Annotated in this window: 13 protein-coding genes; 9 read left to right on the top strand and 4 right to left on the bottom strand. The window is 65.1% G+C overall.

Annotated features, from left to right (window positions below; translation table 11 throughout):
- Window positions 1-35: 35 nt before the first annotated feature.
- The gene (locus tag NFG58_RS01385; protein WP_052704310.1) at window positions 36-323 is read right to left on the bottom strand and encodes a DUF4235 domain-containing protein; all 288 of its coding nucleotides are present in this window, start codon (window positions 321-323) and stop codon (window positions 36-38) included.
- Window positions 324-573: 250 nt separating this feature from the next.
- On the opposite strand from NFG58_RS01385, the gene NFG58_RS01380 reads away from it, so the two are divergent.
- The 9 genes from NFG58_RS01380 (at window position 574) to NFG58_RS01340 (ending at window position 9,907) form a co-directional block, all read left to right on the top strand.
- The gene (locus NFG58_RS01380; protein ID WP_045992255.1) at window positions 574-1,266 is read left to right on the top strand and encodes an HAD-IA family hydrolase; all 693 of its coding nucleotides are present in this window, start codon (window positions 574-576) and stop codon (window positions 1,264-1,266) included.
- 258 nt (window positions 1,267-1,524) lie between these two features.
- Window positions 1,525-2,610, top strand: a complete 1,086-nt coding sequence (locus tag NFG58_RS01375) for a LacI family DNA-binding transcriptional regulator (protein ID WP_108131775.1) — start codon at window positions 1,525-1,527, stop codon at window positions 2,608-2,610.
- Window positions 2,607-3,578, top strand: a complete 972-nt coding sequence (locus NFG58_RS01370; RefSeq protein ID WP_348827443.1) for a sugar kinase — start codon at window positions 2,607-2,609, stop codon at window positions 3,576-3,578. The genes NFG58_RS01375 and NFG58_RS01370 overlap by 4 nt, the downstream gene beginning before the upstream one ends.
- Window positions 3,579-3,697: 119 nt before the next feature.
- Complete coding sequence (locus NFG58_RS01365; protein ID WP_108131777.1) at window positions 3,698-4,675, top strand: D-glycerate dehydrogenase; 978 nt, start codon at window positions 3,698-3,700, stop codon at window positions 4,673-4,675.
- A 71-nt stretch (window positions 4,676-4,746) separates the two neighbouring features.
- On the top strand, window positions 4,747-5,760 hold the full coding sequence (locus tag NFG58_RS01360) for a TRAP transporter substrate-binding protein (protein ID WP_108131778.1): 1,014 nt from the start codon (window positions 4,747-4,749) through the stop codon (window positions 5,758-5,760).
- Window positions 5,761-5,814: 54 nt separating this feature from the next.
- Window positions 5,815-6,420, top strand: coding sequence for a TRAP transporter small permease (locus NFG58_RS01355; RefSeq protein WP_108131779.1), 606 nt, complete (start codon window positions 5,815-5,817; stop codon window positions 6,418-6,420).
- Entirely contained in the window at window positions 6,417-7,724 is a 1,308-nt protein-coding gene (locus NFG58_RS01350; protein WP_348827442.1) for a TRAP transporter large permease, read from the top strand. The genes NFG58_RS01355 and NFG58_RS01350 overlap by 4 nt, the downstream gene beginning before the upstream one ends.
- Before the next feature lie 58 nt (window positions 7,725-7,782).
- Window positions 7,783-8,490 carry an HAD-IA family hydrolase gene (locus NFG58_RS01345; RefSeq protein WP_108450006.1) on the top strand — a complete coding sequence of 236 codons (708 nt, stop codon included), beginning with the start codon at window positions 7,783-7,785 and terminating at the stop codon, window positions 8,488-8,490.
- Between the two features lie 241 nt (window positions 8,491-8,731).
- The gene (locus NFG58_RS01340; protein WP_348827441.1) at window positions 8,732-9,907 is read left to right on the top strand and encodes an acetyl-CoA C-acetyltransferase; all 1,176 of its coding nucleotides are present in this window, start codon (window positions 8,732-8,734) and stop codon (window positions 9,905-9,907) included.
- A 161-nt stretch (window positions 9,908-10,068) separates the two neighbouring features.
- Here the strand turns inward: NFG58_RS01340 and NFG58_RS01335 are convergent, their stop codons facing one another.
- From NFG58_RS01335 to NFG58_RS01325, 3 genes are all read right to left on the bottom strand, one after another.
- The gene (locus NFG58_RS01335; protein ID WP_348827440.1) at window positions 10,069-11,610 is read right to left on the bottom strand and encodes a sodium:solute symporter family protein; all 1,542 of its coding nucleotides are present in this window, start codon (window positions 11,608-11,610) and stop codon (window positions 10,069-10,071) included.
- Window positions 11,603-11,905, bottom strand: coding sequence for a hypothetical protein (locus tag NFG58_RS01330; protein ID WP_348827439.1), 303 nt, complete (start codon window positions 11,903-11,905; stop codon window positions 11,603-11,605). Before NFG58_RS01330 ends, NFG58_RS01335 begins: the two co-directional genes overlap by 8 nt.
- 115 nt (window positions 11,906-12,020) lie before the next feature.
- On the bottom strand, window positions 12,021-13,253 hold the full coding sequence (locus NFG58_RS01325; protein WP_348827438.1) for an MFS transporter: 1,233 nt from the start codon (window positions 13,251-13,253) through the stop codon (window positions 12,021-12,023).
- Window positions 13,254-13,261 lie beyond the last annotated feature (8 nt).

Here is a 13,261-nt window from a genome sequence, read left to right as displayed (position 1 = left end):
AGGGGCGGTGGGCGACGCCCCTTGCTGTACTGTGATCAACGCTTGCCGGGCAGCAGCCTGGCAGAACGCCCGCCCTTGCGGGTCTTGTCCAGCGCCTTGCGCCCGGCGCTACGGCCCACTACGCGGGCCACGCCGACCATCACGCCGGTAGCGGCTCCCCACAGGATCGCCTCGCGCCACTCGACGTCGTCGCGATCCGGATTTTCCGGCGGTTCCTTGTCCGATACCTTTTGATAGGCACGCTTGGCGGCCTTGCGTGACATCACGCTGGCCCCCACCGCGGCCGCGGATCCCACGATGGACCACAGTGTCTCTTCTTTCATGAGTACCTCCTTGAACCATGGCCGGGGCCATCCCGCCCCGAGAATGTGGTGTTTCGAACACCGCAGTGTTTCAGCATAGCGAAGAGGTCCTCGCCGCCTCAAATTCCCCTTTTCCGCACCGCAATAGTGCGGACTGCGCAGCGTGAAAAAACAGTGTTCAAAAATTGTGGTTTTCGACTTCGAACACAGGCAGACTCCGCAGAAATCTGCAACACTGTTCGATAACGCAACGAATCGCGAGGTCGCCTCCATGGCTCGCCCCCTCTGCCTGCTGTTCGACTGTGACGGTACCCTGGTGGACAGTGAACCCCTGCTGGCCGCCGAGATGGCCGTCAGCCTCTCCGCCGCCGGACTGCCGTTCCGGGCCGAGGACTATATGGGCGACTTTCGCGGCGCGCGCTTTCGCAACATCGTCGCCACCCTCGAGGCACAACATGGTCAGGTCGATCCGGACCACCTCGAGGTGCTGGAAGCGAGCATGCGCGCCAACCTCAACCGCCGCCTGGCCACCGACCTGACCCCCATCGCCGGTGCCACCGAGGCCCTCGCCGCGCTGTCGCACTACCCCATGGGCGTGGTTTCCAACGGCCCCGAAAACAAGGTGCGCACCTCGCTTGCCACCGTGGGCCTGACCGAGGTGTTCGGCAATCGCCTGTTCAGCGGCTACACGGCCAACTGCTGGAAGCCGGACCCCTGCCTGTACCTGCATGCCGCCAGCATCATGGGCTTCGCCGCCGAGGACTGCATCGCCATCGATGACGCCATCGTCGGCGTCAACGCGGCCCTGGCCGCAGGCATGACCGTGGTCCACCTCAATCGCTTCGCCGATGCCGAAGAAACGCCCGAAGGCGCCCACATGATCACCAGCATGTTCCAGCTGCCGACGGTCATCTCACGGCTGCAGAAGGATCGCGACAGACACGCCATGCTCTCCAGCGGCTAAATTCCGCTGCATATACCCTGAGGCCCGGCAATTGTCGGGCCTTTTCATTGCTCTACATCACCTCAAGACCATTGTCTAAGGCACGCCTTGTTGCTGGCTTCGGCCTTTAGCGCCTAAGCTTGTCAGCCAATGGGAACGTTCCCATACGGACTTCTCGACGTCCTGCCGTTGTCGCATCACCTGGCCTGCCCACCTCGACAGGGCTCGCCAGCGTCGCCCTTGTAAACGGACGATGCCATCTTATCCAAGAGCCGCCCCATGAATGACCGCCGTCGACCCGCCACCATCCTCGAAGTCGCCCGCCAGGCTGGCGTCTCCAAGACCAGCGTCTCGCGCTACTACAGCGGTGAACGAGAACGGCTGTCCGGGGCCATGCGCGAGCGTATCGTCGCTGCCGCCACTGCGCTGGGCTACCAGCCCAATCCCATGGCCCGGGGCCTCAAGGGAGGCCCCTCCGGCCTGGTCGGCATGCTGGTGGCCGATATCCGCAATCCTTTTTCGGTGGCGATCATGCATGGCGTCGAACAGGCCTGTCGTCAGGCGGGACTGTCGTTGATGGTGTGCAACAGCGATAACGACCTCGAGCAGGAGCGCCAGCAGCTGGCGCTGCTGTCGTCCTACCGTATCGAGGGCCTGGTGGTAAACGCGACCGGCCGCCACAGCGACGCCCTCGCCCAGCTGGCCGACAGCGGCACGCCGTTGGTACTGCTCGATCGCAGCCTCGCCGACGTCCATGCCGACGAGGTAGGGCTCGACAACGACGCCGCCATCGACATGGCCATCGCGCACTTGCGCGAACAGGGCTACGGGCGCCTGTTGTTCATTACCGAACCGCCGGCCCAGGCCAGCTCTCGTCAAGCTCGTCTGGAGCGCTTCAACCAGCGCTGCCGTGACGGCTCGCTATCCGGCGACACCCTGGTCATCGAGCTTGGCGATCGCCAACGCCTGGACCAGGCATTGGCTCGATTTGTCGATAGCGCAGGCGATTCCCGCCCGGCGATCCTCTGCGCCAATGGCCAGGTAACCCTGGCACTGACCCGACGCATGAAGGCCCTCGGCTACCTCCTGGGAGAGATCGGGCTGATGGGCATCGACGAGCTAGAGTGGTGTGACCTGACCGAACCGGGCATCACCACCCTTGCCCAGCCCACCGGTGCCATCGGTCAGGCCGCCGTCGACTGCCTGCGCGCCCGTGCCGTCGGGCCTCGGCAGGCGCCGCAGCGTGCGACCTTCGCCCCGACGCTGACGGCAAGGGGCTCCACCCAGCCCGCTGCCACCCCTTCCGCCACTGCGGAGCCTTCCTCAGTGTCCTCTTCGTCTTCCACCTCAGAGACCTCCTCATGAACCAGAACACTCCTGACATCCTTACCTTCGGCGAGGCCATGACGCTGTTCGCCGCCGACGCCCCTGGCGACCTGGCCGAGGTCGAGCGCTTTTCGCGCAGCTGTGCCGGCGCCGACACCAACGTGGCCATCGGCCTGTCACGGCTGGGCTTCAAGGTGGGCTGGCTCAGTCGGGTCGGCGAAGACTGTTTTGGCCGCTACCTGCGTGCGAGCCTGGAGCGCGAAGGCCTCGACTGTCGCTACCTGATCACCGACGCCGAGCACGCCACCGGTCTGGTGTTCAAGGAGCGCGCGGTGGGCGGCGCGGATCCCCGAGTCGAATACCGTCGCCACAACAGCGCCGCCAGCAAGCTGTCGCCGGCCGACGCCCAGGACGTCGACTTCAGCACCCTGCGCCATCTGCACGCAACCGGCATCCCGCCTGCGTTGTCCGCCAGCTGCCGTGAACTCTCGCAGTTTCTGCTCGAAAAGGCCCGCCAGCATGGCACCAGCGTGTCCTTCGATCCCAACCTGCGTCCGACCCTGTGGGCCAGCGAAAGCGAGATGCGCGACACCCTCAACGGCCTGGCCGCCCAGGCCAACTGGGTGCTGCCCGGCCTGTCCGAGGGCCAGTTGCTGACCGGCCAGACCAGCGCCCACGATATCGCCGGCTTCTACCTGGATCAGGGTGCAGATGCCGTGGTGATCAAGCTAGGCCCGGAGGGCAGCTACTACCGCGGCTCCCTGACAGGGCAAGACGAAGCCTTCACCGTGGCCGGCGTCCCGGTGGAGACGGTGGTTGATACCGTCGGCGCCGGGGATGGCTTCGCCGTGGGCTTCGTCAGCGCCATGCTCGATGGTCTCGATCCACGCCAGGCGCTCAAGCGCGCCAACCTTATCGGCGCCGAGCAGGTCCAGGTACCGGGCGACATGGAAGGACTCCCCGACCGCGAGCGCCTGGACCAACTGGAAGCCGCAACCGCGGCCTGACGCGCCGACTGCCGAAGGCCCCCTTGCCTTCGGCAGACGTCACCCGACGCGGCCCCCGGCTGCCCCATGCCGAAAAGGACGGCCGGCAACCCACCGCACCACAACGACAAGAGCACCCCATGACCAAACGCATCCTGGTATTTCGCGAGATCAACCAAGAGCAGCTCGACGCCCTGCGCGAGGAGTTCCACGTGGACTACCTGCCGGGCGTCTCGCATACGGAGGACCCGGCCTTTGTCGACGCCCTGTCACGGGCTCATGGCCTGGTTGGTTCAAGCCTCAAGATCACCTCCTCGCTGCTCGACAGGGCGCCGAACCTCGAGGCTATCGCCAGTATTTCGGTGGGCTACGACAACTATCCCCTCGACGAGCTGACCCGCCGCGGCATCCTGTTGTGCAACACCCCTGACGTCTTGACCGAGACCACCGCCGATACGGGCTTTCTGCTGATCATGAGCACCGCACGGCGAGCCGTCGAACTGGCCGAGCTGGTCAAGCAAGGCAACTGGAAGGAAAGCATCGGCAAGCCGCTCTATGGCAGCGACGTCCACGGCAAGACCCTGGGCATGGTCGGCATGGGCCGCATCGGCGCCGCCATCGCCCGCCGCGGCGCCCTGGGCTTCGGCATGAAGATCCTCTATACCAAGGCCTCACCCAAGCCTGAGCTCGAGCGAGAACTCGGCGCCCAGCGACGCGAGCTGGAAGAGCTGCTCGAGCAGGCCGATTTCGTCTGCGTCACGGTGCCGCTCTCCCGCGAGACCGAAAAGCTCTTTGGAGCCGCCGAGTTCCAGCGCATGAAGCCCGGCGCCATCTTCGTCAACCTGGCCCGTGGCAAGGTGGTAGACGAAGCCGCCATGATCGCGGCGCTGCAAGACGGCACCCTGCACGCCGCCGGCCTCGACGTCTACGAGCAGGAGCCGCTGCCCGCAGATTCACCGCTGCCGCACATGGCCAATGTGGTCGCCCTGCCCCATATCGGCTCGGCCACCCACGAGACGCGTACCGCCATGGCCCAGCGCGCGGTGGACAATATCCGCCTGGCGCTCAAGGGCGAACGCCCGTTGAGTCCAGTCAACGACGAAGTGCTGAACGACTGAAGATCCATGGGGTGGCCGGCCCCATCCCCTGAATCGGCCAACGCCTGACAACACAATAAATCGAGGTTTACATGACTCATACCCCCAAGCCCCTTTCCCGCACCTCCATTGCGCGCCTCGGCCACGGTCTGCTGGTCGGCGCTACCCTGTTCGCCGGGCTCGGCCTCGGTGCCAGCGCCCAAGCCTTCGATCTGCGCTTCGGTCACGGCGGCACCGAGGACACTGCCTACCATCTCGGTGCCACCCGCTTTAAGGAACTGCTCGAACAGTCCGACACCGACCTCGGAGTGCAGATCATGGGCAACTCCGTGCTCGGGCACGAGACAGAAATGTTCGAGCAGCAGATGGCGGGTGCCCTCGACATGTCGATCATCAACCCGGGATTGATCACCGACTTCTCGGATACCGCCAACGTCTTTTCCATTCCCTTCCTGTACCGCGACCAGGAGCACTGGCAAACCGTGCTCGACGGTGAGGTTGGCCGTGAGATTGCCGACCAGATCACCGCCGAGACCGGAGTCAAAGTGCTGGCATTCTTCGGCGGTGGCAAGCGCCAGATCGTCTCCAGTCGGGCACTCGACAGCCTCGAAGATCTCGAGGGCATGAAGCTTCGCACCAACCCCACCAAGCCGCTGATCACCGCCTGGTCTGCCCTCGGCACCGAGCCCACCGTGATGGCCTGGAAGGAAATCTATACCGGCCTGCAACTGGGCGCCATCGATGGCCTGCTCAACGAGGCGGAGTGGATCCACCGTATGCGCTTCCATGAGGTGGCGCCGCACATCGGCCTTTCCGAACACGACATCACCGTGCGCCTGCTGACCATGTCCGAGATGACCTGGGACCGGCTGGACGAAGCGCAACAGGAGGCGGTCATGGATGCGGCTTACCAGGCCGCAAGCTATGCCCGCGGGGTACAGCTCGATCAGGACTCCGAGGCGCTCGACCTGCTGGTCGAAGAAGGTGCGACCCTGCATGAACTCGACCGCGAGAAGATGCAGGAAATCGTCAGTGAGCCGCTGGCCGAGGTGATCGAGGAGATGGGCCTGACCGAGCTGCATCAAATGATCGTCAACGCCGAGTAACCTCCCCCCCGCACCGGGGCAAGCCCCGGTGCCTACCTTCAAGAGGATGAGACCATGAGGCTCTTCCTGAACGTGCTCTCGCGCGCGAATCGCGCGCTCGAGAAACTACTGCACTGGATATTGCTGGCGTTGCTGTTCGGTTTTATCGCCATGATCATCTACCAGATCGTCAGCCGGAACCTGCCGCTGCTGCCACGCCTTTACTGGACCGAAGAATTCAGCCGGTTTGCCTTCCAGTGGATGATCATGCTGGGAACCGCCATCGGCGTGCTTCACGCCGACCACTTCGTACTCGAGGCCTTTCCCCGTGGCACTCGTGCCGATCGCCTAACCCGCTGGATCCGTGACCTGGCATGCCTTGCAGTCGGTGTCATCTTCGTCGTGTATGGCCAGGAATTCGCCGCCTCAGGCCTGCGCCGCAGCGCTACCGCCTCGGGGCTTTCAATGATCTTCGTCTATTCGGCCTTTATGGTCTGTGGCCTATTCATTGTGCTATTCGCACTTGAGCGTCTGGCCCGGGCCGTGCTCGACGGCCTTGATGCCATGGAAGCCGCCATGAACACGCCAGATCCCGTGCAGGAGGCCATCGCGGCCCAGCAAGAACACCATCTCGACCTGGATGCGCCTCAACAGAGTACCGGCGCCGGGAGGCCATCATGATCTCCATGGATGCCATCCTTATCCTGCCATGGCTGCTGTTTGGCCTGCTCGGCGTGCTTATCGTTGTTGGTGTACCCATCGCCATGGCCCTGGTGCTGACCGCAGTAGGCATGGTCATCCTCGATCCTCGCCTGACCTACTGGGTCATGTTCCAGCGCATGTACAACGGCATGGACTCCTTTGTGCTGCTGGCTGTGCCGTTGTTCCTGCTGGCCGGCAATCTGATGAACGCCGCACGCATCACCGACCGCCTGATCACTCTTTGCATGCGTCTCGTCGGTCACGTCAAGGGGGCGCTTGCCCACGTCAACGTCATGGTCAGCATGCTGTTCGCCGGCGTGTCGGGTTCGTCCACCGCCGACAGTGCCGGTGTCGGTACCGTGCTGATCCCGGCCATGCAGCGTGAAGGCTACCCCACGCACTTCGCTGTGGCCGTGACCGCCGCATCCTCAGTCATGGGCATCATCATTCCTCCATCGATCAACATGATCGTATGGGGCGCCCTGACCAATACTTCCATCGCCGGGCTCTTCTTGGGCGGGATTCTTCCGGGGGTAATGATTGGCGTCGCCCAGTTGCTGATGAACATGGGCTACGTGCGGCGCTACCAGGTGCCGGTACGCCCCCGAGCCAGCTGGCGCCAACTGGCCAGCTCCAGCAAGGACGGACTACTCGCCGCAGGCATCCCGGTGGTGATCATCGGCGGTATTACCCTGGGTATCGTAACCCCCACCGAAGCGGCGGTAATCGCCGTGCTTTACGCTCTGATACTGGGTTTCATCGTTTACCGGGAGCTGAGCTTTCGCCAGGTTCTCGATGCCTCGACCGATACCGTGCGGTTGTGCTCGCTCTCGCTCTTCAGTCTGGTGGGCGCGGCCATCTTCGGCTATCTAATCAGCTTCTATCAGATCCCGCCCAAGTTGATGGAAGGCGTCAACATCACCAACCCGGTGACCCTGTTGATCATCATGACGCTGGTGATGCTGCTCATCGGCACCTTCATGGATTCGCTGCCCGCCATGGCCATCATGGCACCGATCTTCCAGCCGCTGGCGATGCAGGCCGGGGTGCATCCGGTGCAATTCGGTGTCATCGGCGTCATGGCGCTGGGGCTCGGCCTCATTACGCCGCCCTATGGACTCTGCCTGATGATTTCCGCCAAGATCGGAGGCATTCCGCTGCTGAAAGCGCTCGCCACCACCCTGCTGTATCTAGCGGTAATGCTGGCAGTGATTCTGCTGCTGATCGTCTTTCCCGACATCGTTCTGGCAATCCCGCGCCTGATCGCGCCGGATTTCGTCTGATCATCATCCGCCGCGACCGTCCCCACTGTCGCGGCCTTCCTCCTGTTCTGAGGTATCCATGTCCGACACCACCGCCCCCCTCTGCCTGCTGTTCGACTCCGACGGCACCCTGGTCGACAGCGAGCCGCTGCTCGCCCGGGCCATGGCCGAGACCTTCCCCGACTTCGGCCTGCCGTTCACGCCCGAGCAGTACATGGAGGAGTTTCGCGGCGTGCGCTTTCTCGACATCGTGCTCGAACTCGAGCAACGCTTCGGCGCCCTCGATGACGCCCGGCGCGACGTCATGGAGGATCGCCTGCGGGACAATATGGCCGCGCGCATGAAGGCCGAGCTGACCCCGGTTCCGGGCATCCCGGAAGCCCTTGCAGCGCTTTCCGGCCACCCCAAGGCGGTGGCCTCCAACGGCCCGCTGGCCAAGATCCGACTGGCCATGGCAACCAGTGGACTGGCGCCGCACTTCGGCGACAATCTCTACAGCGCCTACGAGTTGCAGGTGTGGAAGCCGGACCCCGGGTTGTATCTCGCCGCCGCCGAAGGCATGGGCGCCGAACCGGAGAACTGCGTGGTGATCGACGACGCTGCGGTAGGGGTGGAAGCCGGACTCAAGGCCGGCATGCAGGTCATCCACATCAACCACTTTCCCGACGAGGAGCACACCCCGGAGGGCGCCATCGCCATCACCCACGCCAGCGAACTGGTGACAGCCATCGAGCGCTTGAACCTGGAGCGGCGAGGTCACCAGCGGGGCGTCGCCGCCACCGAGTAACCGGGCCAGGGCGCTGCGAGACACTCGTCCAGGCCCCCCCAGGCCAACCGGAGGTCTTTTCGCCACTCTTTGCTACTTTAGCGATCGTCGGCGCTCTATGCGCGATTGACCACAACGGCTCGCGAATTGATCTTGATCGCTATACTAAAGTCCCCCGTCGAAACCGGGCATACAGGGATTGCCGCGTTGCACAAGGCTCCCTATGCTGACGGGACAGCCCCTTAAAGTCAGGAGACACTCCATGCAAGAAGTGGTGATCGTTGCTGCACGCCGTACCGCCGTTGGCGCCTTCGGTGGCTCCCTCGCCGGCATTCCCGCCAGCGACCTTGGCGCCGCCGTGATCAAGGACGTGCTGGCACAGACCGGCGTCAAGCCGGAACAGGTCGACGAGGTCCTGCTGGGGCAGGTGCTGACCGCAGGTGTCGGCCAGAACCCCGCCCGTCAGGCGTCCATCAAGGCAGGCCTGCCCGACGCCGTGCCCGCCATGACCATCAACAAGGTCTGCGGCTCCGGCCTCAAGGCCCTGCATCTGGGCGCCCAGGCGATCATGCTCGGCGACGCCGAGGTGATCATCGCCGGCGGTCAGGAAAACATGTCGGCTTCCCCGCACGTGCTGCCCAATTCACGCAACGGCCAGCGCATGGGTGACTGGAAGGCCATCGATACCATGGTCCATGACGGCCTGTGGGACGCCTTCAACAACTACCATATGGGCATCACCGCCGAGAACCTCGGCGAGAAGTACGGTGTCACCCGCGAGGAGATGGACGCCTTCGCCGCCGCCTCCCAGCAGAAGGCCGCCGCCGCGATCAAGGAAGGCCGCTTCAAGGGCCAGATCGTGCCGATCGAGATTCCCCAGCGCAAGGGCGACCCGGTGGTCTTCGACACCGACGAGAACCCCCGCGAAGTGTCCGCAGAAAAACTCGGCACCATGCGTCCGGCGTTCAAGAAGGACGGCACCGTGACCGCCGGCAACGCCTCCTCGCTCAACGATGGCGCCGCCGTGGTCATGCTGTGCTCCGCCGAAAAGGCCAAGGAGCTCGGCCTGGAGCCGCTGGCACGCATCAAGGCCTACTCCAACGCCGGCGTCGACCCGGCGATCATGGGCATCGGCCCGGCGCCGGCCACCCGCCGCTGCCTCGAGAAGGCCGGCTGGAGCATCGATGAGCTGGATCTGGTCGAGGCCAACGAGGCCTTCGCCGCCCAGGCCATCTCGGTCAACAAGGAGCTCGGCTGGGATACCGACAAGATCAACGTCAACGGCGGTGCCATCGCCCTCGGCCACCCGATCGGCGCCTCCGGCTGCCGCGTGCTGGTGACCCTGGTCCACGAGATGATCGCCCGCGACGCCAAGAAGGGCCTTGCTACCCTGTGTATCGGTGGCGGTCAGGGCGTGGCGCTCGCCATCGAGCGCTGATCGGCGCCTCGACGCAAGAGGGCGCTGACCGACAGGCCCTCGCCAATCGAGCACTTGCGAAGTAAGCACTGCCCAGATAGGCCCCTGCCCAGCAGGGGCCTTTTTCATGCCACTTTGAGCGCCTCCCAGGACGCGCTCGCTGTCGCCTCGGGCGCCAGGGATCACACCCCATTGTCTACCGCCCTACCTCTTGTCCCCCGACCCTGACGCTCTTCCCGGTGGGCTCCCCACCGCTTTTCCGCCCAGGCCGGCGCCGCCAGTCGGAAGAAGCGCTCGACCACGGCACGATCGGTAGGGGCGCTTGCAAGGCTCGTCACGGCGAACACCGGCAGGTTGACCAACAGCCCCCAGAAGCCGGCATGGATGCCCAACGGATGCGGCCACAGGGTGATGCAGGCCACGGTCACCACGAAGCCCGCGAGGATGCCGGCGGTCACGCCGCGAGCGTTGGCCCGGGGCCAGAAGAACATGCCGATGAAGGCTGGCAGCACCTGGGAGGCGAAGCCGAGACCGATCAGCAGGATCATCACCAGACTCCCCGGCTCGGCGATCGCCAGCGGCGCAATCACCAACGCCATCAAGGGCACGATCCAGCGCTTGGCCCAGCGCCCGGCACGCTCATCGCTGAAGCCTGCCCAGGGCCCGATCACGTCGCGGCTGAGGCTCAGCGCCACCGAGTGGATAAAGGGCTCGGACGAGGACATCGAGGCGGCAAGGGTGCCGGCGCCGAGCAGCCCTACCAGCAGCACTGGCAAGTTGGCCATGGCGTACTCGAGCACCACGGTATCGGCACGCTCGAGCCCCGGCAGGGCGAAGACGCCGATAAAGCCCACCGTGACCAGCGGCAGGATCACCAGATAGTAGCTGGGCAGCCAGGTGGCAGAGAGCCGCAGGGTGCGCGCCGAGGTAGCACTCATCCACTGGGTCCACACCGGCGGCATGAACGACAGCATCGAGACGATGATCGAGGTGGTCCAGAAGGCGAAGCTCATGTCGCCGCCGGCGCCGGGAAGGGTCAGAAATTCCGGGCGCTGGGCGAGGGCCTGGCGATACACCTCGTCAAACCCCCACTGGCCGGTGGCGCTGTGGGTGGCCCACAGACCGACGGACCAGGCCACCGCGAACATCAATATGCCCTGGAAGACGTTGGTACGACCGATGGCCCGCTGTCCGCGCAGGGTGAGATAGACCGCAATGGCGCCCAGCACGATCACCACACCCAGCCAGATCGGGATGCGCCCACCACTCATTACATTGAGGATGTAGGCCGAGCCGATGGTCTGCAGCACCGCGTAGGCCAAGGAGCCGATCGCCATCACCAGCGCCGCCAGCGCACCGAGCCCCGGGCTCTGGTAACGATCGGCGATGGCACTGGCCTGGGTAACATGGCCGAAGTGGGCACCGAAAGCCCACACCCGGGGGCCGAAGTACCAGGCCACCAGTGCCAGATAGCCCAGGTAGACCACCACGTAGAACACCGGCACGCCCTTGGCGTAGGCCCAGCCCGGCGCCCCCATGAAGGTGTAGGCACTGACGCTGCCGGCGGCGATCAACAGATACAGCGTCACCGGGCCCATGCTGCGCCCGGCCACGCCCCACTCCTCCAGCGCGTTCGACGAGCGCCCGGCGCGACCGCCCAGGCCGATGATCAGGGCCAGCAGGATGTAGCCAAGGGTCAGACTCAGCGGCAACCACTCACTCATCGTCGACCTCGCCCTCTCCCATCTTTCCGACCCTTGCGCCCTTCTCGCCATTGCCAGCTTGCTCGCCGGCTTCGTCCTGACCTCGATGGAGCAGTCGATTGCCCAGCAGCATCGTCAGCGTACAGCCGACCAGGATCAGGTAGCTCCAGGCCACCAGCGCCGGCAGGCCCAGCACCAGCCGCGCCTGATTGACCAGCGCGATCACGGGCCAGATACCCGCAGCAAAGACGGCGACAGCCGCCACCAGCACCAGCCAGCCACGCAGGCTCGCTGGCACAACAAGGGAAGAAGACATCGAGGCTCCTCGACTCACGGTAAGTCCATCATCAAACAACCAAAACGAAAGCGAGCCGAGGTTACCCTCTGCCACGACTCGCCATAAGGGCTGACGCCCTGCGCCATGCCCGGGATCAAGTCCGCGACGTCGTCCCGGGCGGCCTGGTTTCCTGCCGGCTGACCACCCGCGCAGGGGTCACCGCGATCAGCAGCGCCGCCGCCACGAACAGCCCTCCCGCCGCCAGCAGCACCGCCGATAGCCCGAGCGCATCCACCACCTGGCCGCCGGACAGGGCGCCGAGGCCGATCGACAGGTTGAACACGAAGGCCATCATGGCGGTGGCCGCCTCGGGATTGGTGGCCGAGCGCAGGATCCAGGTCTGCAGGCTGACCGAGATACCACCGAACACCAGCCCCCACAGCATCAGCAGTGCGGTTGCACTGGTTGGGCCAGTACCCAGCCAGGGAAAGGCCAGCGTGGTGCCGGCAAGCACCAGCGGTATCAGCAGCACCGTGAGGTAGGGCCGGCGACCGGCGAGGCTACCGGCAATGAAGTTGCCGGCGAGTCCCGCCGCACCGAACAGCAGCAACAGGCGAGAGACGTCGCCCAGCGCTACCCCGCCAAGACGCTGCAGGATCGGGCTGACAAAGGTATAGGCGCCAAAGTGGCCCACCACGATAAGCGCGGTCGCCAGGGCACCGATGCACACGCCGGGCACCCTGAGCTGGCCACCAAGACTCGCCAGTCGTACCGGCTTGCGGGCGGGCAGGCTCGGCAACAGGTGCCACAGCCCGATGCACACCACCACACTCAGCCCGCCAAGAGCGGCGAAGGCGGTGCGCCAGTCACTGACGTCGCCCAGCCAGGTCCCCGCCGGCACCCCCAGCACCGTGGCAGCAGCGACACCGCTGAAGATCAGCGACATCGCCTGCGGCACCTGCTCGAGCGCCACCAGTCTGCCGGCGAGTCCGCCGGCGATGGCCCAGAAGCCACCGATGCAGCAGCCGATCAGCACCCGGGTGGCCAGCAGCCAGCCAAAGCTGTCCATCAACGCACCGAGGACACTGGCCAGGGCCATCAAGGCCATCAGCCCGGTCAGCAGGTAGCGACGATCGAGGCGCCCCACCGCCACCGGCAACAGCGGCGCGGCGAACGCCGCCACTACGCCGGGCACGGTGATCATCAAACCCGCCTTGCCCTCGCTGACGTCCAGCGAGGAAGCGAGCTGGGACAACAGCCCGATGGGGAGCTGCTCGGCGGTCACCAGCAGAAAGATGCCGGCCATCACACTGACCACGGCCCACCAATCGCGGCGACGGGTGGTGGCCTTGGCGGGCGCGGCCGAAGAGGAATCGAGTTGCGTCATGTCCATCT

This window comes from Halomonas sp. RT37, from assembly GCF_040070525.1.
Taxonomy (GTDB): Bacteria; Pseudomonadota; Gammaproteobacteria; order Pseudomonadales; family Halomonadaceae; genus Halomonas; species Halomonas litopenaei.
The sequence above is the reverse complement of the archived record's forward strand: the minus strand, read 5'-3'. Positions and strand labels throughout refer to the sequence as shown.

What these genes read in the sequence shown, in the direction of transcription:
- NFG58_RS01385 (WP_052704310.1), bottom strand. Translation starts at nt 323, where the DNA reads ATGAAAGAAGAGACACTGTGGTCCATCGTGGGATCCGCGGCCGCGGTG.
- NFG58_RS01380 (WP_045992255.1), top strand. Translation starts at nt 574, where the DNA reads ATGGCTCGCCCCCTCTGCCTGCTGTTCGACTGTGACGGTACCCTGGTG.
- NFG58_RS01375 (WP_108131775.1), top strand. Translation starts at nt 1,525, where the DNA reads ATGAATGACCGCCGTCGACCCGCCACCATCCTCGAAGTCGCCCGCCAG.
- NFG58_RS01370 (WP_348827443.1), top strand. Translation starts at nt 2,607, where the DNA reads ATGAACCAGAACACTCCTGACATCCTTACCTTCGGCGAGGCCATGACG.
- NFG58_RS01365 (WP_108131777.1), top strand. Translation starts at nt 3,698, where the DNA reads ATGACCAAACGCATCCTGGTATTTCGCGAGATCAACCAAGAGCAGCTC.
- NFG58_RS01360 (WP_108131778.1), top strand. Translation starts at nt 4,747, where the DNA reads ATGACTCATACCCCCAAGCCCCTTTCCCGCACCTCCATTGCGCGCCTC.
- NFG58_RS01355 (WP_108131779.1), top strand. Translation starts at nt 5,815, where the DNA reads ATGAGGCTCTTCCTGAACGTGCTCTCGCGCGCGAATCGCGCGCTCGAG.
- NFG58_RS01350 (WP_348827442.1), top strand. Translation starts at nt 6,417, where the DNA reads ATGATCTCCATGGATGCCATCCTTATCCTGCCATGGCTGCTGTTTGGC.
- NFG58_RS01345 (WP_108450006.1), top strand. Translation starts at nt 7,783, where the DNA reads ATGTCCGACACCACCGCCCCCCTCTGCCTGCTGTTCGACTCCGACGGC.
- NFG58_RS01340 (WP_348827441.1), top strand. Translation starts at nt 8,732, where the DNA reads ATGCAAGAAGTGGTGATCGTTGCTGCACGCCGTACCGCCGTTGGCGCC.
- NFG58_RS01335 (WP_348827440.1), bottom strand. Translation starts at nt 11,610, where the DNA reads ATGAGTGAGTGGTTGCCGCTGAGTCTGACCCTTGGCTACATCCTGCTG.
- NFG58_RS01330 (WP_348827439.1), bottom strand. Translation starts at nt 11,905, where the DNA reads ATGTCTTCTTCCCTTGTTGTGCCAGCGAGCCTGCGTGGCTGGCTGGTG.
- NFG58_RS01325 (WP_348827438.1), bottom strand. Translation starts at nt 13,253, where the DNA reads ATGACGCAACTCGATTCCTCTTCGGCCGCGCCCGCCAAGGCCACCACC.